The 23,572-nt window shown below is 26.9% G+C and carries 27 protein-coding genes, 2 pseudogenes and 1 riboswitch; of the genes and pseudogenes, 16 read left to right on the top strand and 13 right to left on the bottom strand.

The genetic code is table 11. The features are described from left to right. The 11 genes and pseudogenes from F811_RS0110375 to F811_RS0110325 form a co-directional block, all read left to right on the top strand. Window positions 1–310 (top strand): annotated as a pseudogene (locus F811_RS0110375) (hypothetical protein); the annotation flags it as partial. A gap of 185 nt (window positions 311–495) precedes the next feature. After that, window positions 496–1,947, top strand: coding sequence for an Asp-tRNA(Asn)/Glu-tRNA(Gln) amidotransferase subunit GatB (gene gatB, locus F811_RS0110370; protein WP_020005178.1), 1,452 nt, complete (start codon window positions 496–498; stop codon window positions 1,945–1,947). Window positions 1,948–2,635: 688 nt separating this feature from the next. After that, a riboswitch (FMN riboswitch) is annotated at window positions 2,636–2,771 on the top strand. A gap of 147 nt (window positions 2,772–2,918) precedes the next feature. Then, entirely contained in the window at window positions 2,919–4,028 is a 1,110-nt protein-coding gene (gene ribD / locus F811_RS0110365; protein WP_020005177.1) for a bifunctional diaminohydroxyphosphoribosylaminopyrimidine deaminase/5-amino-6-(5-phosphoribosylamino)uracil reductase RibD, read from the top strand. 130 nt (window positions 4,029–4,158) lie between these two features. Next, the gene (locus tag F811_RS0110360; protein ID WP_020005176.1) at window positions 4,159–4,812 is read left to right on the top strand and encodes a riboflavin synthase; all 654 of its coding nucleotides are present in this window, start codon (window positions 4,159–4,161) and stop codon (window positions 4,810–4,812) included. Between the two features lie 80 nt (window positions 4,813–4,892). Beyond that, entirely contained in the window at window positions 4,893–6,092 is a 1,200-nt protein-coding gene (locus tag F811_RS0110355; RefSeq protein ID WP_020005175.1) for a bifunctional 3,4-dihydroxy-2-butanone-4-phosphate synthase/GTP cyclohydrolase II, read from the top strand. A gap of 465 nt (window positions 6,093–6,557) precedes the next feature. Beyond that, a complete protein-coding gene (locus F811_RS0110350; RefSeq protein WP_020005174.1) occupies window positions 6,558–7,427 on the top strand; it encodes a hypothetical protein in 870 nt (289 codons plus the stop codon). Window positions 7,428–7,489: 62 nt separating this feature from the next. Further along, window positions 7,490–7,828: pseudogene (locus tag F811_RS0110345) on the top strand (PD-(D/E)XK nuclease family transposase); the annotation flags it as partial. A gap of 263 nt (window positions 7,829–8,091) precedes the next feature. Continuing rightward, on the top strand, window positions 8,092–8,562 hold the full coding sequence (gene ribH / locus F811_RS0110340) for a 6,7-dimethyl-8-ribityllumazine synthase (protein ID WP_020005172.1): 471 nt from the start codon (window positions 8,092–8,094) through the stop codon (window positions 8,560–8,562). Between the two features lie 184 nt (window positions 8,563–8,746). After that, window positions 8,747–9,241, top strand: a complete 495-nt coding sequence (locus F811_RS0110335; RefSeq protein ID WP_020005171.1) for a rubrerythrin family protein — start codon at window positions 8,747–8,749, stop codon at window positions 9,239–9,241. A gap of 262 nt (window positions 9,242–9,503) precedes the next feature. Further along, on the top strand, window positions 9,504–10,181 hold the full coding sequence (locus F811_RS0110330; RefSeq protein ID WP_020005170.1) for an HAD family hydrolase: 678 nt from the start codon (window positions 9,504–9,506) through the stop codon (window positions 10,179–10,181). Window positions 10,182–10,263: 82 nt separating this feature from the next. Further along, the gene (locus tag F811_RS0110325) at window positions 10,264–11,145 is read left to right on the top strand and encodes a VIT1/CCC1 transporter family protein (RefSeq protein WP_020005169.1); all 882 of its coding nucleotides are present in this window, start codon (window positions 10,264–10,266) and stop codon (window positions 11,143–11,145) included. Here the strand turns inward: F811_RS0110325 and F811_RS0110320 are convergent. After that, complete coding sequence (locus F811_RS0110320; RefSeq protein WP_020005168.1) at window positions 11,142–11,564, bottom strand: hypothetical protein; 423 nt, start codon at window positions 11,562–11,564, stop codon at window positions 11,142–11,144. The two genes, F811_RS0110325 and F811_RS0110320, sit on opposite strands and share 4 nt — an antisense overlap. Next, the gene (locus F811_RS0110315; RefSeq protein WP_020005167.1) at window positions 11,561–12,103 is read right to left on the bottom strand and encodes a hypothetical protein; all 543 of its coding nucleotides are present in this window, start codon (window positions 12,101–12,103) and stop codon (window positions 11,561–11,563) included. The genes F811_RS0110320 and F811_RS0110315 overlap by 4 nt, the downstream gene beginning before the upstream one ends. Before the next feature lie 154 nt (window positions 12,104–12,257). On the opposite strand from F811_RS0110315, the gene F811_RS0110310 reads away from it, so the two are divergent. Together F811_RS0110310 and F811_RS0110305 are read left to right on the top strand one after the other, a co-directional pair. Beyond that, window positions 12,258–12,683: an EamA family transporter gene (locus F811_RS0110310; RefSeq protein ID WP_020005166.1), complete on the top strand. Its 426-nt coding sequence runs from the start codon at window positions 12,258–12,260 to the stop codon at window positions 12,681–12,683. Between the two features lie 85 nt (window positions 12,684–12,768). Beyond that, window positions 12,769–13,239 (top strand): hypothetical protein, encoded by a 471-nt coding sequence (locus tag F811_RS0110305; RefSeq protein ID WP_020005165.1) that lies wholly within the window; start codon window positions 12,769–12,771, stop codon window positions 13,237–13,239. Window positions 13,240–13,245: 6 nt separating this feature from the next. Here F811_RS0110305 and F811_RS0110300 read toward each other — a convergent pair whose 3' ends face one another. Then, complete coding sequence (locus F811_RS0110300; RefSeq protein WP_020005164.1) at window positions 13,246–14,232, bottom strand: C45 family autoproteolytic acyltransferase/hydrolase; 987 nt, start codon at window positions 14,230–14,232, stop codon at window positions 13,246–13,248. Window positions 14,233–14,570: 338 nt separating this feature from the next. Further along, complete coding sequence (locus tag F811_RS0110295; protein ID WP_020005163.1) at window positions 14,571–15,455, bottom strand: Rpn family recombination-promoting nuclease/putative transposase; 885 nt, start codon at window positions 15,453–15,455, stop codon at window positions 14,571–14,573. 280 nt (window positions 15,456–15,735) lie between these two features. Here F811_RS0110295 and F811_RS0110290 point away from each other — a divergent pair, with 280 nt between their 5' ends. Genes F811_RS0110290 through F811_RS0110280 form a run of 3 tightly spaced genes read left to right on the top strand, consistent with a single transcriptional unit; the run spans window position 15,736 to window position 17,383 of the window. Further along, complete coding sequence (locus F811_RS0110290; protein ID WP_020005162.1) at window positions 15,736–16,254, top strand: YcxB family protein; 519 nt, start codon at window positions 15,736–15,738, stop codon at window positions 16,252–16,254. A gap of 53 nt (window positions 16,255–16,307) precedes the next feature. Next, window positions 16,308–16,910 (top strand): regulatory protein RecX, encoded by a 603-nt coding sequence (locus F811_RS0110285; protein WP_020005161.1) that lies wholly within the window; start codon window positions 16,308–16,310, stop codon window positions 16,908–16,910. Window positions 16,911–16,957: 47 nt separating this feature from the next. Continuing rightward, window positions 16,958–17,383 (top strand): hypothetical protein, encoded by a 426-nt coding sequence (locus tag F811_RS0110280; protein ID WP_020005160.1) that lies wholly within the window; start codon window positions 16,958–16,960, stop codon window positions 17,381–17,383. A gap of 13 nt (window positions 17,384–17,396) precedes the next feature. Here F811_RS0110280 and F811_RS0110275 read toward each other — a convergent pair whose 3' ends face one another. The 9 genes from F811_RS0110275 to F811_RS0110235 all read right to left on the bottom strand — a co-directional run bounded on the left by F811_RS0110275 (window position 17,397) and on the right by F811_RS0110235 (window position 23,528). Next, window positions 17,397–17,975 carry a chromate transporter gene (locus tag F811_RS0110275; RefSeq protein WP_020005159.1) on the bottom strand — a complete coding sequence of 193 codons (579 nt, stop codon included), beginning with the start codon at window positions 17,973–17,975 and terminating at the stop codon, window positions 17,397–17,399. 14 nt (window positions 17,976–17,989) lie between these two features. Next, entirely contained in the window at window positions 17,990–18,583 is a 594-nt protein-coding gene (locus F811_RS0110270) for a chromate transporter (RefSeq protein ID WP_020005158.1), read from the bottom strand. An 82-nt stretch (window positions 18,584–18,665) separates the two neighbouring features. Further along, window positions 18,666–19,034 carry a hypothetical protein gene (locus F811_RS0110265; protein ID WP_020005157.1) on the bottom strand — a complete coding sequence of 123 codons (369 nt, stop codon included), beginning with the start codon at window positions 19,032–19,034 and terminating at the stop codon, window positions 18,666–18,668. 136 nt (window positions 19,035–19,170) lie between these two features. Beyond that, the gene (locus F811_RS0110260; RefSeq protein ID WP_020005156.1) at window positions 19,171–19,494 is read right to left on the bottom strand and encodes a hypothetical protein; all 324 of its coding nucleotides are present in this window, start codon (window positions 19,492–19,494) and stop codon (window positions 19,171–19,173) included. Window positions 19,495–19,607: 113 nt separating this feature from the next. Beyond that, window positions 19,608–19,916 (bottom strand): hypothetical protein, encoded by a 309-nt coding sequence (locus tag F811_RS0110255; RefSeq protein WP_020005155.1) that lies wholly within the window; start codon window positions 19,914–19,916, stop codon window positions 19,608–19,610. A 163-nt stretch (window positions 19,917–20,079) separates the two neighbouring features. Then, entirely contained in the window at window positions 20,080–20,220 is a 141-nt protein-coding gene (locus F811_RS16790) for a hypothetical protein (protein ID WP_020005154.1), read from the bottom strand. A gap of 36 nt (window positions 20,221–20,256) precedes the next feature. Beyond that, window positions 20,257–20,421 carry a hypothetical protein gene (locus F811_RS16785; RefSeq protein WP_020005153.1) on the bottom strand — a complete coding sequence of 55 codons (165 nt, stop codon included), beginning with the start codon at window positions 20,419–20,421 and terminating at the stop codon, window positions 20,257–20,259. Between the two features lie 47 nt (window positions 20,422–20,468). Beyond that, a complete protein-coding gene (locus F811_RS0110240) occupies window positions 20,469–21,152 on the bottom strand; it encodes a helix-turn-helix domain-containing protein (protein ID WP_020005152.1) in 684 nt (227 codons plus the stop codon). A 195-nt stretch (window positions 21,153–21,347) separates the two neighbouring features. Continuing rightward, entirely contained in the window at window positions 21,348–23,528 is a 2,181-nt protein-coding gene (locus F811_RS0110235) for an ATP synthase subunit B family protein (protein WP_020005151.1), read from the bottom strand. Window positions 23,529–23,572 lie beyond the last annotated feature (44 nt).

Raw genomic sequence — 23,572 nt, 5'->3', positions numbered from 1 at the left:
TACAGGTGTTTATAATGAGTTTTATAAGATTAAAGAATATACTGAAAAAATAGATAATTTATTTTTGATAGGAAGAAATGGAATGCATAGATACAATAACATGGACCATTCTATGCTTTCTGCTATGGAAGCTGCTAATTGTATAATTAATAATAATGTAGATAAAAGCAGTATTTGGAATATTAATACAGAAGAAGAATATCATGAAATAAAGACCAGACCAGACCAGACCAGACCAGACCAGACCAGACCAGACCAGACCAGACCAGACCAGACCAGACCAGACCAGACCAGACCAGACCAGAATTAATATGTAATGATTACATATATATTTTTTATAATAATTCAAAATATAAAAAATTACAACCTATTATGGATTATAGTCTTTAAGTAAACAACTTTTTTCATTTGTGCTGTACTTGAAAAAAATTATGAATTCATATAAAATAAACATAATATTTTTAAAAATTACTTTAATAATTAGGATTAATGAATATGGAATATGAAGCAGTCATAGGATTAGAAGTGCATGTTCAGCTTAATACTAAAACTAAAGCATTCTGTTCATGCCCAAATACTTTCGGTGCTCCTGCAAATACACTCACTTGTCCAAGATGTCAGGCTCACCCAGGTACTTTACCTATAGTTAATAAAGAAATGGTGCATAAAACTATTAAAGCAGGACTTGCTACCAACTGCACTATTCAAAAGAAAAGCAGATTCGCTAGAAAACATTATTTCTACCCAGATTTGCCTTCCTACTATCAAATTACTCAAATGGACGAACCAATTTGTACAGAAGGTCATCTTGATATAACTGTACTTAATGATGATGGCTCTTCTTACAATAAAAGTATAAGAATAAATAGAATACATATGGAAGAAGATGCTGGTAAACTTGTACATGATGATACTGGAAGACCTTTAAGTTATGTAGACTTAAATCGTGCAGGCTGCTGTTTGATAGAATGTGTAAGCGAGCCAGATATTTCTACAGGTGAGGAAGCATATCAGTATTTAACAGAGCTTAAAAAAATATTCAAATACATTGATGTTTCTGACTGTAATATGGAAGAAGGTTCTTTAAGATGCGATGCCAATGTTTCTATACGCCCTAAAGGAAGCAAAGAACTTGGAGTTAAAACTGAAGTAAAAAATATGAACAGTTTTAGAAATGTAAGATTAGCTATTGACTATGAAATTAAACGTCAGATAAAAGCTCTAAACAATGGTGAGAAAATCTTACAAGAAACTAGACTTTATGATGCTAAAGAAAACACTACTAAAGGTATGCGTTCAAAAGAAGGTGCTGCAGATTACAGATATTTCCCAGACCCAGATATACCTCTTTTAGTACTTCAAGATGAAGAGATTGAAAATGCTAAAAAAGAACTTCCAGAACTTCCGCAGCAAAAACGTGAAAGACTTAAAAAAGATTATGATTTACCAGATCAGGATATAGTAGTGCTTACAGAAGACGCTGCTTTAGCTGATTATTATGAAGCTGCCGTTAAAGCATATCCTAAACAGCCTAAAAAAATAAGCAACTGGATAATGGTAGAAGTTAATGCATACTTAAATAAAAAACTTCAAACTATAAAAGATTTCAAACCAAAACCAGAACATATTGCTGAAATATTCAAACTTATAGATGAAAATGTTATAAGCGGTAAAATAGCTAAAGAGATTTTTGAAGATATGTGCGAAACAGGAGAAGCTCCTTCTGCTATAGTAGAGAAAAAAGGAATCAAACAAGTAAGCGATACTGGAGAACTTGAAGCTATAATAAGAAAAGTTTTAGAAGAAAATCCTAAATCAGTAGCAGACTTCAAAGCAGGTAAAGAAAAATCATTTGGTTTCTTAGTAGGTCAAACTATGAAAGCTACTAAAGGACAGGGTAACCCTAAACTTGTTAATGAAGTATTAAGAAAAGTTTTAAGCGAATAATTTTTTTATATTTTTAGTTAATATATATGACCCTAATAGCTTTTGCCGTTAGGGTTTTTTATTTATATTTTTTAGTATATATCTAAATCCGAAGGATAAAAAATTTTTTGTATTTCAAAAAAATGGATTAAAATAAAATTTGAAAATTTATTCTAACTCCCACCCTATAAATTTTTAAGCGTTATTATGTTATTTATAAATTATTTTTATTTTTTAGCTTCAACTGTCATTCTGTCTGCCCACCCAAGTGTTATTTATCTTCTTAATACCAATCAACGCACGTTTAATCAATTTTTATATATAAACTGATTATTAATTATAATTTGTATTATATATAAATGTTTCATTCTACGTGCGTAGAGAAAAGTTCTAATTTAAATAAGATTTGGGGTGGGTGTTATTTAAGAAATGTAGTCTTATAGATTTAATTAAGTATAATAAAAAAATAAAGCATATAAAATCTAAATGGGCGGGGATTAAAGTAAATTTTGAAAAATCATTCTCACTCCCACCCTATAAATTTTTAAGCGTTATTATGTTATTTATAAATTATTTTTATTTTTAGCTTCAACTGTTATTCTGGCTGCCCACCCAAGAGCGGTTTAAATTTACAATGCTTATTAAATATGTTCAATCAAATGTAAGTTGTACTTGACAATGAAATTTTTTTGTATTATAATATTAGTATATAAATCTTCGGGGCTAGGTGAAATTCCATACCGGCGGTAAAGTCCGCGAGCTTTTTTGAAAATTATTTTTCAGAAACAGCCGATTTGGTGAAACTCCAAAACCGACAGTTAAAGTCTGGATGGTAGAAGATGTTAATGTAAACTTTACTACATATCAAAAATTAAGGCTCTATTTGTTATATTTTAACATTTAGAGTTTTTTTGTTTACAAGTCAAAAATCCGCCAAAATAAAAGTCCAAAGATTAAAAATAAAAAATTATTTTTTTAAGAGTATAAGCATTATGCAGCAAAATATACATGAAAAATATATGAGAATGGCTATTGAAGAAGCAAAAAAAGGAGAAGGTTTTACAAGTCCTAATCCTTTGGTTGGTGCTGTGATAGTGAAAGACAATAAAGTTATAGGTATAGGTTATCATCAAAAATACGGAGAAAATCATGCTGAAATTAATGCCTTTCTTGATGCCCAAAAAAAAGGAGAAGATGTAGAAGGGGCTGCTATATATGTAACTTTAGAGCCTTGTTCGCATTATGGTAAAACTCCTCCTTGTGCTGATGCCATTATAAAAAATAAAATAAAAAAAGTTGTTATAGGCTGTGTCGATTCTAATCCTAAAGTTGCAGGTAACGGCATAAAAAAATTAAAAGATGCTGGTATTGAGGTGATAGTTAATGTACTTGAAGAAGAGTGCAGAAAACTAAATGAAGTTTTTTTCTATTATATAGCAAATAAAAGACCTTTTGTTGTGATGAAATATGCTATGACTATTGACGGAAAAATTGCATCGTCAAGCGGAAAATCAAAATGGATAACTTCAGAAAAAGCAAGAGAGCATTCTCATAGATTTAGAAATAAATACTCTGCCATAATGGTAGGAATAAATACTGTAATAGAAGATAATCCTACTCTTAATTGCAGACTTCCAAATACTAGAAACCCTATAAGGATAATTTTAGATAGTTCTTTAAAAATAGATTTGAACTCTAATATTTGTAAAACTGCAAAAGAAATAAAAACTTTTATAGCTACTATTAGCAATGATGAAAAAAAAATAAAAGAGATTGAAAGTTTAGGAATTGAAATAATAAAAACAGAAAGTGATAATGGAAGAGTAAACTTAAAAGAATTAATGAAAATATTGGGCGAAGAGAAAAATATTGACAGTGTGTATGTAGAGGGAGGTGCTTCTTTGCATGCTAGTTTGATAGAGGAAAAATTGGTAAATAAGGTTTTAGTTTATATAGCACCAAAAATATTTGGAGGCGTTAAAGCAAAAAGTCCTATAGGCGGCGAAGGTATAGATGACCCTAATAATGCTTTTAAACTTATAGGCGGAGATATAACAAAAATAGATGATGATTTATTTTTGGAATACTATTTAAATTATTAATTTATAGATAAAATATATTAGCTTTACATATAATTAATTTTACACTTGCACTTTTTGGTACTTTTGGCAAAGCCCGCAGAGCGAAGGCGGGAAAAAGTACAGAAATTATTTAAGAGAGAAAATATTAATAATGTTTACTGGTATAGTTGAAGAAATAGGAATTGTTAAATCGGTACAAAGCAAAGTTATCACAATAGAAGCAAATAAAATATTTGATGATTTGCATTTGGGTGATAGTGTTGCTGTTAATGGTACTTGTTTAACTGTGTCTAGTTTTGATAATAAGATATTCAATGCTGATGTTACTCAGGAGACTTTGAACCGTACTAATTTGGGAAGTTTAAAAAACGGAAGCAGAGTTAATCTTGAAAGAGCAATGACTTTAAGCGGAAGATTCGGCGGTCATATAGTAAGCGGGCATATTGACGGAGTGGGAAGCATTAAGTCTATGAAAAAAGATGATAATGCCATCATACTTACTATTGAAGTGCCTAGACACTTAATGAAGTATATAGTAGAGAAAGGCTCTGTTGCTGTTGATGGTATAAGTTTGACAGTGGCAAGTTTAACTGATAATACTTTTTCTATAGCTGTTATTCCTCATACATTAAAGGAAACTGTACTCTATTATAAAAAAGAGGGTGATAAAGTTAATATAGAAAATGATGTTATAGGCAAGTATGTTGAAAGGCTTTTAACATTTAAAGAAGATGATAAAGAAAATAGTAATGACAGTAAAAAATCCAATATCACAATGGAGTTTTTGCTTAAGAACGGATTTTAATAATTTTTGAACTTTTTACAGTTTTTTACAGTTTATTTTTAGGAAAAAGCTGAATAAAAAAATTAAATGGAGCATTAAAAATGGAAAATGTTTACAGCACTATTGACGAGGCTTTAGAAGATTTAAGAAACGGAAAAATAATAGTTGTTTCCGATGACGAAGATAGAGAAAATGAGGGTGATTTAATCTGTGCAGCTGAGTTTGCTACTACAGAAAATATAAACTTCATGGCTACTTATGCTAAAGGCTTGATATGCATGCCTATGAGCAAAGAGCTTACAAACAAACTTAATTTAAATCAAATGGTTACAAAAAATACTGATAATCATGAAACAGCGTTTACAGTATCTATAGACCATGTTGAAACTACAACTGGTATTTCAGCAGTAGAAAGATCAATTACAGCTTTAAAAGTAGTTGATGATTCTTCAAGACCAGAAGATTTCAGACGCCCTGGTCATATGTTTCCATTACTTGCAAAAGACGGAGGCGTACTTGTAAGAATGGGCCATACTGAGGCTACTGTTGATTTGATGAGACTAGCAGGATTAAAAGAATGCGGTTTATGCTGCGAGATTATGAGAGATGACGGCGATATGATGAGAAGAGATGATTTGATTGATTTCGCTAAAAAACATAATCTTAAAATGATCACAGTTTCTGATTTGATAGACTACAGAAAAAAGAATGAAGACTTGATGGAGCTTTATGCTAAGGCTAAAATGCCTACTAAATACGGAGAGTTTGAAATACTTACTTTCGTAAATAAAATAACAAAAGAACATCATGTAGTTTTAACTATGGGAGACATTTCAAGCAGAGAGGATGTACTTTGCAGGGTGCATTCTGAATGTTTGACAGGCGATGCATTAGGTTCTAAAAGATGCGATTGCGGAGAGCAGTATGATTATGCTATGAGAAAAATTGCTTCTGAAGGCAGGGGAATAATGGTATATATGCGTCAGGAAGGCAGAGGAATAGGACTTGTTAATAAATTAAGAGCTTATGAGCTTCAAGACAGCGGACTTGATACAGTGGATGCTAATATAGCTTTGGGTTTTAGAGATGATATGCGTGAATATTATGAGGCTTATCAGATGCTTAAAAATTTGGGAATTAAGAGCATAAAAATTATGACTAATAACCCAGATAAAATAAAGTATTTGAATAATTACGGACTTGAAATAAAAGACAGAGTGCCTATACAAATAGAGGCTTCAGAGTATGATGCATTTTATTTAAAGACAAAGAAAGAAAGAATGGGACACATACTAGATTAAAAAATATATACACGCATAGTAATTAATAATAAAAAATTATGAGCCTCTAGCAACTGACAAAGGAAGTTGCTAGAGCTTATTAGCGAGTAATTTTTTATATATAAATAAAAGAATGGGACACATACTAGATTAAGAATTTAAAATAAAAAAAGCTAGCAAGCCAGACCCACAGTGGCACAGACGTGTGAGTGAGTTTACTCGCTAGATTATTTAAGGCGGCTGCACCTTGCTTCGCAATGTGAACTTCGTTGCAAGCATAGCAACAGAATAAAAAATTACGAGCCTTTGAAGACTATATAAACTAAATAAAAAACTTGTGAGTGTATTAACGAGCAAATTTTTTATATAATGAAAAAGTGAGCCGAAGCCAGCTAGTGAGTTCACTCACTAGCTTATTTAAGGCGGTTGCACCTTGCTTCGCAATGTGGACTTAGTCGCGAACATAACAATAATAGGAGTTATTCAATGAAAAAAATTATTTTATTCCTTTTAAGCATTAATTTTTTATGGGCATCTCCGCCTACTGAAGCGTATTTTTCTGAACTTTTAAGGGATAATGGTAAAGTAACAAAAAATACACTTAAAGCCTATAATGTAGAAAGTGATGGTATGGTTTATTTTGATGGAGAGATTACATTAACAGGAGTTCTTGAAAGATCTGATAATTATGATATGGGAAATAATTATACTGCTTTAAGATTTTATCCTGATAATAATGTAGATCTTCCTTTTTTATATGATTCATCTGAAATGAATTTGAAAAATCAAGGTGCTTCTAAATATGGTGATTCTTGGGATTTTAGCGGCGTTGAATTTGACAGATTGGAATTCGGTGTTTTATTAAAAAATATTGAAGTAAAATTACCAGAACCTTTGAATAAAAGATTTTTAGGTACTGCTGCTGTAAGAGCTGAAGTTACAATTAGAAATTATCGTTTTTATGGAGAAGGTGAAGCATCTAGAGAGGCTTACGGTGCTATTGTAGGTTTTAAGGCTTTAGGTGATGTAGAAACAAAGTATTTTAGTAAATATAATTATAATGTAGGGGAGGTTCATTACAACGAACTTCAATATAATTCTAAAGATGATTATGTGAATATAAGAGATAAAGCAAATGGAAAAATAATAGGTAAGATTTTGAAAAACGATATGCTTTATGATGGGGGAGTTTTATTATCTATCAATGGAGAAGGTATTGATTATGAGAATTATCAAGATATCGAAACAAAGTGGCTTGAAGTATTTTATCTTCCTCCAGAGGCTGGAAACGGAGAAGATGCAATTCATGGCTTTGTGCATGGTTCACAGATAAAACTTGAAAATGGAGGCTATTAAAAGAGCATAGCAATAATAAAAAAGTGAGCCGACCAAGTAGGTACCTTTGGTAAGCAGCCAGTAACTTTAATTGCTGGCTTAAATTCTTTACAATGAAAGAAAAAGATAATAGGGAGGTTATAATGTCAGAATTAGTCAAAGAAAAACCTGTAATGGAAGAAGTACAGAGACGATACAATAATTTTATTAAAGATAGATTAATGATGAATGAATACGATAAGAGACAGGCTTATTTATACGGCAATCAAATAATGCTTGAAGAAGAGAGAAGACTAGGAATTGAAGAAGGTAAAAAAGAACAGCAGATGTATATAGCTAGAAACTTAAAAAAAGCTGGTATAGATATAAAAATAATTAGCGAAAATACAGGTTTAAGTATAGAGGAAGTGGAAAACTTATGAGTTTATTAAAGAACAAGTTTTCTCATATAATATCTTTGCATAAGAGTCAGTGCTTTAGTTGCTAGCTTATAATAGCGGAGGACTTATAAATATTTTTAAACGACAATAAGACAGTGTAAGAAAATTAATAAGTTTTATGAAAAAAGTCAAATATAGACCTAAGTACTTTTGGTTCTTTGGGTCACCAAAAGAACTGGGGTTTGGGGTGAAACCCCAATAAAAATATTAAGACCTAATAATAACAATAATAAAGGATAGTTAAGATGAAAACTTTTGAAGGAAAACTCGTTAGTGAAAAACCAATTAAAATTGGTATAGTATGTGCTAGATTCAATGAATTTATTGTTTCTAAACTTTTGGGCGGTGCTTTGGACGCTTTATCTCGTCATAATATTAAAGACGATGATATTACTGTTGCTTGGGTACCAGGTGCTTTTGAGATACCTCTAATAGCTTCTAAAATGGCTAAATCAAAAAAATATGATGCTGTTATATGTCTTGGTGCTGTTATAAGAGGTTCTACTACTCATTATGATTATGTTTGTGCTGAAGTATCTAAAGGTATTGCTAATGTTTCGCTTAATTCTGATATTCCTGTAATGTTTGGAGTTTTAACTACTGAAAACATTGAGCAGGCTATTGAAAGAGCTGGAACTAAAGCTGGAAACAAAGGTTTCGATTCTGCTATGGCTGCTATTGAAATGGTAAACCTAATCAGAGAAATAGAAAAATAATATCAAATTAATACTATATCATTAAAACAAGGGCTTAAATTATCTTTATAGCTCTTGTTTTTTTATTGTCCTTATTTTTATTATTTGTTATATTTAATAATAAATTCAATATTGTAGATATATACTTTTTTATTTTTTAGTATATAATATTTATTAATAAAAATTATCGATAATGGGGGCTCGTATGAAATTAAAAGGATCTAAAACAGAAGTTAATTTGAGAAATGCATTTGTAGGTGAGGCTATGGCTAGATGCAGATATATGTTTTATGCTGAGAAGGCTAGAGAAGAGGGAAAAGAAGATGTGGCTTTAATGTATGAAAGAGCTGCTAGAAATGAACAGGAACATGCAAAGATATGGTTTGAAAACTTTCATGGCATACCTTCTACTGAAGATAATTTAAAAGAATCTATAACAAATGAAAATTATGAATCTATAGACATGTATTTATCATATGCTAAAACTGCTCAGGAAGAGGGCTTTGATGATTTGGCTATGGCTTTCATGAATGTAGCAAGAATAGAAGACGGACATAAAAAGCAGTTTCAAAGTTTCTTAGAAGATAAAAGTTTTGATATAAAAAATTGGCAGTGTGATATATGCGGCTATATTGATTTGGCAAATGAGAATCCAGATATATGCCCTGTATGCAAAAACCGTAAGTCTAAAAAACAATAATCATTTTATATGGGATATTTTGGCTGTATATACCTAAACAAGCATAATTTGTCAAATTTTGCTTAAAAATGCAGTCTTTTTGCTCGTACTTCCTTGTTACCACTGAGTAGGTACCTTGCCTACGTATGCAAGCGGTATTATGGTTCGCAGGGCTAGTATACAAAATATTAAAAACATAAAAATCAATTTTTGACAAACTTAAAAATTTGAAGTATATATGATTAATCAAATAAATAAAAAAATTTAGGGGTATATAAAAGGTATGAATAAATTAGATTTGGTAATATTTGATATGGACGGGCTTTTACTTGATACTGAAACTATAAGTCTGGCTGCTTGGAAAAAAACTTTTAAAAATTATAATATTGATATTGATGTTGAAAAACTTTTTTTTAGCAAAATATTAGGCTCAAACGAAACTTCTATAAAAAATACAATGATGGAAATATCAAAAATAGATGAAAAAACATTTTATGATATTATAGATAATCAAATTGAAGAGGCTTTTAATATAGTAAGAGAAGACGGCATAAATATAAAAAAAGGTGCTGCTGAGCTTATTAATTTTTTTAATGATAAAAAAATAAAAAAGGCTATAGCAAGTTCAAGCATAAGAAAAAAAGTTGATTTATATTTAGAGAAAACTAATTTAAAAAAAGAATTTGATTATATATTATGCGGCGATGAAGCTGAGCATCCAAAGCCTTATCCAGATTTGTATAATAATGTATGCAGATACTTTAATGCTGATAAAAATAATGTAATAATATTAGAAGATTCTAAAAATGGTTTATTATCTGCTAAAAATGCTTTTATAGAAAAAAGATTTTATATACCAGATTTGCTTTTATTATCAGAAGAAGATGAAAAAGAATTATCGTACAAAAAATTTAATGATTTAATAGAAGTAAGAGATTATATAAAAAATAATTTTTTTTAATAAAAATAAATAATTATTATGCTGGAAATTAATTTATTTTCATAGTAATATTTATAATTATTATGCATTAGGAATATTAACTATGGAAAAAAATATTTCAAAAGAAACATTAAAACTCTTACTTGAAATGCAGCAAAATGAAGTTACAGAGCATGCAGTATATTTAAATTTGGCAAAGTTTGTAAAAAAAGAAGATGATAAAAAAGTGCTTATTAGAATAGCAAAAGAAGAATATGCTCATTCAAAGATATTAGAGAAATACACAAATAAAAAATTAAAACCTCAAAAGTTTAAGGTATTTAAATTTTTTATATTAAGTTTTATATTTGGATATACTTTTGTTATAAAGATTATGGAAGGCGGAGAAAAAGACGCTGAGTATATATATTCAAAAATAGTAGAAGAAGTTCCTGATGCCAAAAAAATAGCCTTTGAAGAAGATGAGCATGAAAAAAGCCTCATTGATATTTTAGATGAAGAAAGACTCAAATATGTAGGCTCTATGGTTTTAGGATTAAGCGATGCATTAGTAGAGATAAGCGGTACATTGGCAGGTCTTAGTTTCGCATTGCAAAACAATAGACTTGTAGCTTTATCTGGAATTATCACTGGAATATCAGCTACACTTTCTATGGCTTCATCAGAGTATTTATCTGCCAAAGCTGACGGAGATAAAAATGCTTTTAAGTCTTCATTATACACTGGAATAATGTATTTGATAACTGTTACTCTTCTTATACTGCCGTATCTTATATATCCTAATAATCATTATTTGTATGCATTAATTACTATGCTTTGTGTAGTGGTATTTATAATATTTTTCTTCACATACTATATATCAGTTGCTAAGAGTCTGCCTTTTAAGAAAAGATTTTTAGAGATGGCTGGAATTAGTTTAACTGTTGCTGGTATAAGTTTTTTGGTTGGACTTTTAGTTAAGCAGTTTTTGGGAATAGATATTTAATTATTTACTATATTTTCTAATTCGTCTATTATCATACTAATAGTATCATTATATTCTTTGAACCAGCCACTATTTGTAAGTGTAGACCAAATGCTGAATTTTAAATCTTTAGTATCTCCAGTGGTATTGTCTAATAATTTTGTATTTGAGAAGTTTACTATAAACTTATCGTATTCCAAATGAAAACTTATATCAAAGCATAAAGAGTTATTATCTATAATATTATTTGATACAAAAAACAAATATACAAGACCATTATCATAGCTTCTGAATTTATTATTTTGTGCCTCTTGTTTTACCCACTTAAGTATCTCTTTTCTTAAATCACTTCCTTTTAACTTTGTAGACACAAATATCTTTTGTTCCGCTAAAAGAACTGTATTGATTATTAAAAAAAATACTAGTATAAACTGTTTCATATCTCTCTTATTGTAGATAATATATTATTAATATCTTTAATTTTTTTGCTGTGATTATTTTTTATATTATTGTTAATTAAAGCAACCATTACCTGATGATAATAATTTTTTGTTTCTAAAGTATAAAGCAGATAATGAACCAAAACATTTTCATAATATGAATCAAACTCTGTAATATATAAATCTTTATCATTAGCTTTTATACTTTTGCTTGATATGATATTTTCACCTTTTATACCATTTAAAATATTTTCATTATACTCTTCTAAAGTAATATTATTTAATTCTTCTTTACTTTTAGAAAACATTATAAAGCATATTCCATTTTTAGTATTTATTGCTTCTAAATTGGAGTTTTCATTAAGTTCATTTTTTACTTTGCTTAATTTCCATTCATTAGAAAAAGCTATATCAAATTTGCCGTCATAGCTTTTTATATGAAACAATCCTTTATTATTTTTTCTTTTAAATATCATTACTGCAGCTGAGGCTGTGATTATAGTAGTAGTTAGAATAATTAAAGGAAGTTTTTTGCTCATAGAAATAGCCCCCAAAGTTTTCTTTCATACTAATAGGCTATAATATTTTAGTCAAAAAATCAAGAAAAATCATAAAAAATTATAGTATATTGCTATTTTTATAATATTTTTTAATATATAGTAATTATAAATTCTATTTAAGGATTTTTTATTTATGTATATTTTATTTGCATTACTCTCTTCAATATTTGCAGCACTAACAGCCATATTAATAAAAATAGGACTTTCTAATATTAATTCCAATTTGGCAACTGCAATAAGAACTATTATAATATTAATAATGTCTTGGATTATAGTTTTTTATACAAATAAAAACGGCTCTATAATTGAAACTATAAAAAATATAAACAGCAAAACATTAATATTTATAATACTTTCAGGCATAGCAACTGGTCTTTCTTGGATATTTTATTTTAAGGCTTTGCAGATTGGAAATGTAAATAAAGTAGCTGTAATAGATAAACTCTCTATAGTATTTACAATTATATTAGCCTCTATATTTTTGAAAGAGGCTTTAACATTAAAGGTTATAATAGGGGCTGTCCTTATACTCGTGGGTACTTTGATAATAACTTTATGAAAATATTAACTAGATATTTATTTTATAGATGATATAATTTTATATATATTAAATAATTTATATAAAAATTGTTTTGGGGTTAAAAATGAATAAAGATAATATGGATAATATAAAAGATATGTTTCATAAGGCTGATAAACTTTTTCAGAATAAAAATTATTCTGAGGCTAAAGATATTTATTTATCTATATTGGATATAAGTAAAGATAAATACGACAATATAAAATGCTTCGCTCAAATAGCAGAATGCTCTTTACACAAAAAAGATTTTGATAATACTTTATTATATTATAATAAAAGTTTTGATTTGGAAGCTATACCTGATAATATATTAAGATTAATAAATATTTGTTTTACATTAAAGCATTTTGATTTAACTATCCATTATATAAAATTACTTATAGAAACAATAAAAAAATTAGAACATCAGTATAATAATAGTTCAGTATTTCTTCCTTATTATGAAGAGGCTGTTTCATTTTTAAGAATATTATCTGATAATTTGGGCAATAATGAAGCTAAAGATTATTTGGAAAAAATTGAAAAACAGATATAAAAACTATTAATCAAATATAAGTCTTTTATCTTCATTAAATTTTTTTCTTGAAGGATTTCCTTCTGTTCTGTATACTGTTTTATTTTTAATAGAATATATGCTTGACCAGATGGTATCCATTCCCATATTTTTTCTATCATATTGGCACAAAAAACCGTATTTACCTGATAGTAGGTTTTTAGCAAAATCAAAGTCATGCTTATAATTTTGAAATGCTTTTTCTAAAGTATTGTATCTTTCATGAGAGTAAACATAATCATGCATATTTGTATTATATTTTTTCATACTTTCGCTTGTAAAGTGATTTGAAGTAAATACATAATCATTTTCTATTATTTCTATTTTTTCAGAGTTTGATTCTATTAAAGCAATATTCCCTTCATAGTCAGCTATTATAATATTTTGTGCTGATGATATAGGCACTTCTTTTAAAAAACATAAAGCCTCTTTTAAAGTGCTGCATTTCTCTAAAATATATCGTACGAGCATTCCAGCATTAAATCCATAATCAATTTTTACAGGGTATACAAAAGTTAAAGCAATGCTTAAACATTTTTGATTAATACCATCTTCCATTTCTATAAATGCAGTTGTATTTCCAATAAAAGAGTAGGAGTTATCAAGATTATAATATACACTGTCTGAATATTTTTCTATATCTATTAAAAAGTCGCTGTTTTTAGCAAGTATTATTTCTTTATCAGTTTTAAAAGCAAAAGCAGAGCATTTATTTTCAAATGTGAAAGCGTATATGCTGAACAAAAAAGAACATATATCTTTATAATCAATAGAAAGTCCTTCAGCCATTGCCTTTATCTCTTCTATTATCTCTGGGAAAAAATCTTCATATATAGGCATGCATTTAGAAGCAAAATGTTTTCTCTCTTCTGATATTTTTATTTTATCTAAAGGATTTATATTATTCTTTGCAAGTATTTTTCCGTATTTTAATCCTGCATTATAATGCGTCTTTGAAAATCTTGAATGGTACATGTTACACCCTCGTTTATTTAATTAATAAGTAAAGCATTAAAGATTATGCAAAGACTATCATAATAAAAATTATAAGTAAATATGAATAAAAAATTTTTTCTTTTTTAGTTTAATTATTATAAGAGTTTTTTAAAATTGAAGCATATATTTAATTGTTCAGTATTTTATTTTTTTATTAAATTTTAACACAATTATAATAAAGTAAAATTACAGTATGTACGCATAGAAAACGTACACTTTCTATATTGTTTATATTAGTATAAAACAAGCTTATGAATATATAACAATATTACTTTATTATAATACAATAAAAGCTGCATCTAATTTAATGTGTAATACTACAGTTTTAAAACTTCTTCTATACTAAGCCCAGTATTATCACTGATAATTTTTATATCTATACCAGCATTTTTGAAACTTCTAGCTATAGCAATCTGCTCTTCTCTTTTGCCTTCCTCTATACCTGCTATTCTGCCTTCCTGCAAGCCCTCTTCTCTCTCTCTTTTTAGCATTATAGTCTGACCATATAAAAAAGCATCTCTGGCATTATAAACTTCCATCTCATCTTCACTTGATATAAAACGCTCATATTTATTAATTACTTTAGGCATAATATTATTTACCTCCTTTAATTTTTCTTTAACTTTATCAAAATCTTTAGCTGTGAAAAACTCTATCCAAGATAATATTTTGTTTCTTTTTATATACTCTATATCAGCATTATTTACAACCTTTATAAATCTCGGAACTTCTACTATATGCATTTGAACCATATCCAAAACAATATCGGGATTTTCTGTGTCTATCAGTTTAAAACATCTATGCGGCTTACCAGCATCTCCAAAATCCATATTAAAGTCTACAAAGTTAATACTTATAACCTCACTAATTATATCATAAGGCTCTTTTTCTTCGACTTCGATTACTATATTCTTAGATATATAATAGTATATTCTTCTCAAAAAGTCTATATTACCAGAAAGCTGTATTTCTATAATAACTTTTCTCTTATCTTTGGTAATAGCTTTTACATCAAGTACGGATTCTTTTAAGTTAATATTTTCTGGTAAGTTGTGAGGATTGATTATTTGCAAGTTGTGTACAGTTTCAAAGCCTAAATCCTCAAGTACAGCATTTACTATGTTTTCTAGTATATCCTCGTTCCCTACAGAGCCTAAAAGATAGCGTACAAAATAATCATTCATTCTGTTTATGTTTCGCATTTATTATACTCCAAAATTGTTAAATATTAGTTAAACAAATTTTTTGAATAAAATAAGCCAAAAATATAGAATTTTTTATAAAAATATGTGCTAATAAAAAATAGAGCGTAATTTACTCTACAGTTTAATTCACCCAACTCCTCAACAATTTAAGTATTGTTTTTATCTAATATTTAAATTTATAAAACAACTTCATAAATTGACTAAAGTCTATTTATCAATACTTGAAAAAAAATATACTTATACTATACTTAATATAATACAAATATAGGTGCAGTTAATGAAAAAAGAATATAAATACAAACTTACAGAAGATGATTTTATAGATTTTCAGCTTCATTATTTGAAGATGAACAGCTCAATGACCAAAACAATAAAAAGAACTATAGCAATATTAGTAGGTTTGTATATTATTGTATTTGCAGCAATGGCAGTATATTTTAGAGATAATGCATTTTTAATAATTATAATAGCAGTATTAGTTTCTGCTTTTTCTATTATACAGATATTAACATATAGAAAACGTATAGAAAAAAAAATAGTAAAAAAAGTTAAAGACTATTCAAGAAGCGGAAAGCTAGATAAGGTTTTCGGAGATAAAGAATTAACTGTTTATGATGATAAAGTTGTTTTTAAAGAAAATAGCGGTGTGAGTAAATTTAATAAAGAAGATATACAAAAAATAGATTTCACTAACAGATGCATATTTTTCTATGTAGATGAAATGTCTGCTATTATTATACCAAAGTCTTATTTAAGTGCAGATGATATGAATTTTCTATTGTCTTATAAAAAATAATACTTGAAAAACTTTTGATATTATTATACTATTTTTTTATGGTTATTATAAGAATGAAATTAAAAGGCGATAAAATATATATAAAGATATCAGGCGGAGAAGTATTTACCATACCTAAAAACGGTCTTTATGAGCTTGATTTGTATGAGGGAATGGAGCTTGAATATGATGAAATTCCCCATATAAGAAATAAAGCATATGAAGCTTCAGCAAGAAAATCGGCTGTATCAGTATTAAAACGCGGATTTATAAGCGAGGGTATGCTTAGAGATAAATTAATAAAAAAAGGTCATAAAAAAAGATTTATCAATTATGCTGTTTCATACTGCAAAGAATATGACCTTATAGACGATAAAAGATTTGTAAAAATAGCTGTAAGCAGTTTAAAACTCAAAGGAAAAAGCAAAAGACATATTATAGATTATCTAAAAAAATGCAAAGTAAAAAACTCATTAATAGAAAGAGCATCTAACTCCATAAGTGATAAAAGTGAGAATAAAGCATTAAAAGAAGCTATAAAGAAATATTATAGAGTTTATGAACATAAAGAAAATAAAGAGGATTATATAATAAAAGCATTAATGAGAAAGGGCTTTAAATACGACAGAATAAAAAAATTAGTAACTGTGTATTTAGAGAAAAAGAAAAACATTTAATTATAACGTTTATTGATTAATTTTGTTTTATAACTATAATGATGCAAATGAATAGTCTATTAAAAATTATTACTATATTTTCTGCATTTTTCATATGCGGCTGTCTTAATTTTTATACTTCCTCTTCTTCATTATTGAATGACAATGAAATAGATAAAAAATATATAGGTTTATATGAAGCGGGCATTACAACAACCGACAGTTATAATATTACAGGTAATGCTTATGTGTCTGTTACCATTTCTTCAGGAGGTGTTGCAACAGTAAATATTTCTGGAGGATATATATCTTTTTTAAACAATATATATAAAGAGGATATGGTAAGACTTTCTGATAACTCATATTCAGCTTCTATCACTTCAAGCGGATACAGATATTATTTCACATTTACTTTTTCTGATTATGCTCTCAATTTTTATTTTGACCGTAATGACGGTACAAGAGGAAGCGGCAATCTTACAAAGGTAAGATAATAACTACATTAATTTAATATAAAATTATTCCCAAAACGGCAGAAATAGCTATTATAGCGAGTATAGGCACTTTTTTTATCTTTAAGAATATTGATAAAGCAAATATAAAGATTCCTATTGGACTAATGTATTTAAATATATTTTGAATAAAAACAATATTTCTTAATATAGAAGTTTCTGTAAGCTGAACGAAAAATGCATCTTTTGTAAAAGTTACTACAGCAGAAGCTATCAATGCCACAGCACATACACGAAGAGCATTCATTATACTGTTAAACTGTTCATTATTTTTTACAGCATAAAAGAACTTTGATACTATCATAGTGATGATAAATGCAGGAAGAAATATACCAAAAGTAGCAACTGCAGAACCTAAAACCCCAGCTACTTTATATCCCACAAATGTGGCAGAGTTAATAGCAATAGGTCCTGGTGTTATCTGCGATATTGCTACAAGATTGGAGAACTCGGCCGAAGTTACCCAGCCGTAATCTTCTAATATTCCTAAAAGCAAGGCTATAATAGCATATCCGCCTCCGTAAGTAAAAAGTCCAAGTTTTGCAAATATATAAAAAAGTCTCAAGTATATCATAATATTAATTTCCGTTATTTATTATTATTTTTTATAATATATTTATTAAATAAGTAATATAGCCAGCCTATAAGTGCTGATAAAAGCAGAGCATATATTACATTAAAGTTCAAAAATACAACTAAAATAAAACTAAGTACAAAAAGAATAACAGTGAACTTATCTTTCATTACCTGTTTTCCCATTCCGAAAGCAGAAAGAAGTATAAGACCTGCTATAGCACCGCGTATTCCTAAAAATGCCTTATGTACATATTCTGTATTTTGAAATCTTTCAAATATAGGAGCTATCATAAGTATAATAATAAATGAAGGAGCCATAACACCTATACCCGCCATTATACCGCCGAATATACCAGCTACTTTAAAACCCGTAAGAAGCGATGAGTTTACAGCAATTACACCAGGTATACTTTGAGCTAGGGCAAATATATCTATTATTTCATCTTTAGTTAAGAACTTTCTTTTATTAACAAACTCTTCTTCCATAATAGGAAGCATAGCAAGACCTCCGCCTATAGTAACAAGCCCTATATAAAAGAAAGAAAAAAACATAGTATACCATTTCGGCTTTTTAGCTTGTTCATTAGACTGACTAATATTATCCATTACTTTTTCCCATAAACAATTTTTTTTAAATATAGCTAAATAAAGTTACATCATATTTTATTATTGTCAACTGTAATAAATATTATTTTATTTTTTTTATAGTGCCCTTATCTAATTCTTCGCCGCCTATTTCTCCAATACCGAAAGTTTGAGAGCTGAAATTTAATCTTAAAAATATATCCCCAGAAATTGTATCGATAAACTCTATCAAATATGTTTCTGTTCCTTCATATTTGATATTATTCATTTTATTGCTGTCAAAAACTACATTTCCTTTATCATCTATTGTAACTGTATCAGATATTTCTACAAGCTCCCAAGTTCCTGCATATTTTTCTATACTGTTATTATTACTATTACTACTGCCTGTTTTATCTGTATTATTACAGCTTACAGTAAATAAAGAAAACAAATATAAAATAGATATCATTGTTATAATTTTTTTTATCATATATATGTCCTTATATTAAATTTTATTTAATTTTGTAAATAGTATAATATAAAAACATATTATATCAATAATATAAAAAAAGCTGCCTGATAATTTATATTTATCAAACAGCTTATATTTATTATAATAATATTTATTATTGTTTAGTCCAAGATCCAGCAAAATCGCCAGTACCATTAGCTTCTGTTTTGCTTGTGAATGTTATAGTACCAGCACTTGACCCACTTCCATTTAAAAGCATCAAAGTTAAAAATTGTGCTTTTGTTTCTGGAATATTTCCGCTTATTGTATATGTTGTATTACCTTTATTTATAGTTTTTGCTGAAGTGTTTACTGAAAAACTTCCGCCGTTTCCTACCCAAGTGCCTCCCAAATCATAAAAATTAAACCCCTTGCTGCAGGACATACTAAAAACTGATAGTAAAGTTAAAGCTAAAATAGTAGTGATAATTTTTTTCATTTTGTTTTCCCCTTAAAGTTTTTATTATAAAGAAAATATAAATCTTACTAATTAATTATTCAATATTTATAATTATAATAGTTAATATTTACCCTAGGGGAATTAATAATTATTTATTTTACTCTGGCTCCTCTGCCTCTTATTTTAATTTTTTTAGAGAATCCTGATTGTGTGATTTCGTATCTAGGCATAATTAAAAAATCATAATTAGTATCTTTCAAAGCCTCTGCTATTAACTGTTCTTTTAATGTAGTGTCTTTTGCATTGTATGGAAGTTCTGCTGTTAGCACTTCTCCTACTGTGATATCGCTTCCGCTTAGCTGAAGACTTTGAGGAATATTGTCGGCAGTTGCTACTGTAGAACAAGCTGTCATTAATAACATAAACATTAATATTATTATGATACTGATAATTTTTTTCATTTTGTTTTCTCCTTCTAATTTTTTTATTATTGAACTATTAAATATAAAGTTTTTTATTTTTTTGAACAATGATTATATTAATAAAAGTTCATAACTACCCTAGGTTAGTTATGAACTTTTTTAAAAATCTTATGGCAAGTATTAAAGTTTTAATTTCAGCTATTTATTTTTTGTTCTGATTAGGGTTTAGCTGTTTACCCCTATTACCCTGATTCTGGTCATATCGTATATTGTTTCCGTTATTTCCTTTATTAGGGTTTTGCATGTCCGCTTCATTGTTAGGACGTTTTATTTTATCTGCCATAATTTTACTCCTTTTTTAATATTTTTAATTGACTTTTTATTTTTTATCAGTGTTGTTTTTTTTATTTGCTGGGTTTAGCGGATTTTTCTGCCATCCTCTATTACCTTGATTTTTATCAAATGTAATATTATTACCATTAAAACCTTTATTGGGATTAACCATATCAGCTTCATTGTTTGGATGTTTCTTTTTTTCACTCATAGTGTACTCCTTAATTTTTTTATATTTAATTATTAAAGCTTATAACTTTAATACTTGCCTGCTATATCATCAATATAATTTGAAAATTTCTCTCTATCAAAGATATTATTATTTTCATCATAGCAATTAAATGCACTAATCAAAATAAGTATAAAACTTATAATATTTTTATCTTCATCATTTTCTAAATTAGAATCTTTATACTGACTTATAATATCTTTTATATATTCATCATTTAAATTATCTATACTGAAATTATTGCAGAAATATTTTTTGCAATTTTTTATTACTGTTATTATTAAATCTGTTTCTTTTTTGTTTATATTTTTTATTATGTTCATCATATTTTTTAAATCCTCTTTCTTCACAATATCTCTTTTCAAAAATATTAAGCATTCTGGTATATTATCAAATATCACCTTTTTAATATCGGGTATCTCAAAACCTAATGCCTTTAAACGAAGTATCTCTCTTACAATATCAATATGCTCTTTACTGTAGTATCTTACCTTTTCTCTTATAGGTCCATGAGTAATTCTGTATGCTGGAAGTACATTTTTATTATCCCATTCTCTTAATTTTTTTAATGTTACATTATTGATTTCTTCATCCTTTAAAATCTGAAAAAAGTCGCCTATAACTATTAATTCATTTTTGTTTTTATTTTTTCTGCTTTCAAGAATATATCTTTTATTTTTTATAAAATATGATACAGGCTTATCGTTTAACATTTATTTTTTCCCTATAAATAAAGTAATTTTTAATAATAACTTCTATTAAAAAATCACACAAACAAAAATTAAATACTTACCCATAGGTAATTATTTATAAATTCATTATAGGAAATAATTATAAATATCTCCTTATTGGTACAGCGATGTACCTAATTAAAAAGTGAATTTTTTTTAAAAAATTTTTTTGAAATTTTATTCTACTGAAGAAAAAAGTACTTTGGCTAATTCTATATCATTAAACATAAATACATAATGATATGTGTATATAAAAATATTATTATAATCTATCATTTTATTATGAACCAAATAAGATGTATAAGACTGTAATTTGTATAAATACTCAATATTTTTTATAAAATTTTCTTTAATATTATCTTTATAAAAATATTTTGTTATCATCATAATCATAGAATTATTCATTTTGAAGAATGCTTCTATTTTTAATTTAAAATCTATTTTGTATCTATCATTATATCCATTAAAATCCTTCTCTAATTCATCAAACATTTTTTTAGTAAATATATCCAAATTATCATCTGAAAGATTTTCTAATTTTTTGTTTATAAATATTTCTTTGACTTCATCAATTATTTCTGATTCATTTAATGAGAAATTGGAAGTATAATCATCAATAATTTTTTTCTCTTTTATAATCTTTTTAGAAAAATAATAGTCTACAGGAGATAATAATTTATCTGTTTTCATACTATCATAAAAATCTATAATACTATTAAAAATATTATCATAGCTTTTTAATATTCTCTTTTCATCTTTAATATAATTTTTAATAGTTTGTGTATGAGTATATGCTAATTCTATAAGCAAATCATTTAATAAAGTATTTATCATTCCGTATTCTTCTAAAGTTATTAATTTAAGAAAATAAAATCTCTCTGCTATTTTTCTAGCTATTTTTGTACCTTCTATTTGAATAATAATATTATTAATTGTATTATCTGATTTTTTAAAATTCTTTTCTTTATATTCATTAATAAATATATTTTCCTGATAATCTGCTAAATTAAAATATATTCCAAACTTTATTTTGTTGCATAAAAATAAAATAAAATTATAATAATCTTTATCATCTTCAAAAAATAAATCTCTATAATCATTATATTTATCAGTAAGATGCAAATAACTGTCATTTTTTAAATAATCATCATGGTTTAGATTTTTTAGCTCATACTTCTTTGCTATATCTGAATTATATGCTTTGTCAAATAAAGAAGATTTTTCTTTTTTAAGAGTATTATATTTTTCTATATATAAATTAATAATCTCTTCATACTCTTTATTATCAAGTCTTTTTTTATTATTAAGAGTGTATATTATGAATATAAAATAATAAAAATGCAAATCATAGTATATAATGTTTTTATCTAAATAAATATTATCAAATAAATTATTAATTTCTTCTCTTTCAAATATATAATAAAGACAAAGTATATATTTCTTTATTGTGTAATAGTTTATATAATTAAGTTCTTTAGATGAGCTTATAAGCAGATTTATATTTTCTATAGCTTTTTTCAATTCATCAAATCTCATATTTTTTATATAATCTTCGTCAGTGTGAATTGATTCTTTTTTTAATATTGGAAGTAAATCGGCATGTAATTTTAATTGTTTTTTAGTTTCTTCTAATTCTTTTTCTGCTTCTGATTTTTCTATTAAAATATTATTCAATTCTTTTTCAGTATTATCTTTTTCAATCGAAACTTTTTTTAATTGTTTTTTAGTTTCCTTTAATTGTTTACTCGCTTCCTTATTCCTTTCAATATTTTTTATATAGTCCAAATGTATTTTTGCTTCAGCATCTGTACCATATAATATAGCTTTTATATCTTTAAAATCTAATTTATTCTCATAATAATAATTTATATTATCTGCTATGATGAGCATTTCTAATTTATAATATATTGTATTTCTAAAAAGTTTATAACCTTCAAAAAGTTTATTTTTATGATACTCTCTATACTTTCTCACTTCTTCCCTAACAGATTTTTTATTATGAAGAAGTTTTTCATTATCATTTATTAGTTTTATTAAAGTTCTGTATTTTAAATCTTTGTTTTCTAATTCTTTAAAAATATTATTATATACATCTATAAATAAACCTATTTCAAAAAGATAAATATTTTTACTGTTGAGTTTAATTTCTGAAATATATTCTTCTTCTTTTTTATCAAACTTTCCATTTTCATAAGTTAATTTTGATATAGAAAAATCTTCATTCTTTTTACCACTTCTAGTTTTTTGAATTATATATACATTTTCTTTTTCTTTTTTTAAAATAGTCTTTATATCTTCTTCACTTGTATAAGATATTGTTTTTATTTTGCCGTTTACATATATTCTTACTTCTTTCATAATTAACTTATATTCGCTTATATTTTTTGATTATTTTATATTAT

It is taken from the genome of Brachyspira innocens ATCC 29796, from assembly GCF_000384655.1.
Lineage (GTDB): Bacteria > Spirochaetota > Brachyspiria > Brachyspirales > Brachyspiraceae > Brachyspira > Brachyspira innocens.
This window is presented reverse-complemented; position numbering and strand designations above follow the sequence as displayed.

Bases quoted from the DNA above. Each gene is read 5' to 3' on its own strand.
- F811_RS0110290 (WP_020005162.1), top strand. From the start codon at position 15,736: ATGAAAAAAGAATATAAATACAAACTTACAGAAGATGATTTTATAGAT.
- F811_RS0110275 (WP_020005159.1), bottom strand. From the start codon at position 17,975: ATGATATACTTGAGACTTTTTTATATATTTGCAAAACTTGGACTTTTT.
- F811_RS0110280 (WP_020005160.1), top strand. From the start codon at position 16,958: ATGAATAGTCTATTAAAAATTATTACTATATTTTCTGCATTTTTCATA.
- F811_RS0110305 (WP_020005165.1), top strand. From the start codon at position 12,769: ATGAATAAAGATAATATGGATAATATAAAAGATATGTTTCATAAGGCT.
- F811_RS0110235 (WP_020005151.1), bottom strand. From the start codon at position 23,528: ATGAAAGAAGTAAGAATATATGTAAACGGCAAAATAAAAACAATATCT.
- F811_RS0110240 (WP_020005152.1), bottom strand. From the start codon at position 21,152: ATGTTAAACGATAAGCCTGTATCATATTTTATAAAAAATAAAAGATAT.
- F811_RS0110295 (WP_020005163.1), bottom strand. From the start codon at position 15,455: ATGCGAAACATAAACAGAATGAATGATTATTTTGTACGCTATCTTTTA.
- F811_RS0110300 (WP_020005164.1), bottom strand. From the start codon at position 14,232: ATGTACCATTCAAGATTTTCAAAGACGCATTATAATGCAGGATTAAAA.
- ribD (WP_020005177.1), top strand. From the start codon at position 2,919: ATGCAGCAAAATATACATGAAAAATATATGAGAATGGCTATTGAAGAA.
- F811_RS0110265 (WP_020005157.1), bottom strand. From the start codon at position 19,034: ATGATAAAAAAAATTATAACAATGATATCTATTTTATATTTGTTTTCT.
- F811_RS0110350 (WP_020005174.1), top strand. From the start codon at position 6,558: ATGAAAAAAATTATTTTATTCCTTTTAAGCATTAATTTTTTATGGGCA.
- F811_RS16790 (WP_020005154.1), bottom strand. From the start codon at position 20,220: ATGGCAGATAAAATAAAACGTCCTAACAATGAAGCGGACATGCAAAAC.
- F811_RS0110335 (WP_020005171.1), top strand. From the start codon at position 8,747: ATGAAATTAAAAGGATCTAAAACAGAAGTTAATTTGAGAAATGCATTT.
- F811_RS0110310 (WP_020005166.1), top strand. From the start codon at position 12,258: ATGTATATTTTATTTGCATTACTCTCTTCAATATTTGCAGCACTAACA.
- F811_RS16785 (WP_020005153.1), bottom strand. From the start codon at position 20,421: ATGAGTGAAAAAAAGAAACATCCAAACAATGAAGCTGATATGGTTAAT.
- F811_RS0110315 (WP_020005167.1), bottom strand. From the start codon at position 12,103: ATGAGCAAAAAACTTCCTTTAATTATTCTAACTACTACTATAATCACA.
- F811_RS0110355 (WP_020005175.1), top strand. From the start codon at position 4,893: ATGGAAAATGTTTACAGCACTATTGACGAGGCTTTAGAAGATTTAAGA.
- F811_RS0110325 (WP_020005169.1), top strand. From the start codon at position 10,264: ATGGAAAAAAATATTTCAAAAGAAACATTAAAACTCTTACTTGAAATG.
- F811_RS0110255 (WP_020005155.1), bottom strand. From the start codon at position 19,916: ATGAAAAAAATTATCAGTATCATAATAATATTAATGTTTATGTTATTA.
- gatB (WP_020005178.1), top strand. From the start codon at position 496: ATGGAATATGAAGCAGTCATAGGATTAGAAGTGCATGTTCAGCTTAAT.
- F811_RS0110270 (WP_020005158.1), bottom strand. From the start codon at position 18,583: ATGGATAATATTAGTCAGTCTAATGAACAAGCTAAAAAGCCGAAATGG.
- F811_RS0110330 (WP_020005170.1), top strand. From the start codon at position 9,504: ATGAATAAATTAGATTTGGTAATATTTGATATGGACGGGCTTTTACTT.
- F811_RS0110285 (WP_020005161.1), top strand. From the start codon at position 16,308: ATGAAATTAAAAGGCGATAAAATATATATAAAGATATCAGGCGGAGAA.
- F811_RS0110260 (WP_020005156.1), bottom strand. From the start codon at position 19,494: ATGAAAAAAATTATCACTACTATTTTAGCTTTAACTTTACTATCAGTT.
- F811_RS0110360 (WP_020005176.1), top strand. From the start codon at position 4,159: ATGTTTACTGGTATAGTTGAAGAAATAGGAATTGTTAAATCGGTACAA.
- F811_RS0110320 (WP_020005168.1), bottom strand. From the start codon at position 11,564: ATGAAACAGTTTATACTAGTATTTTTTTTAATAATCAATACAGTTCTT.
- ribH (WP_020005172.1), top strand. From the start codon at position 8,092: ATGAAAACTTTTGAAGGAAAACTCGTTAGTGAAAAACCAATTAAAATT.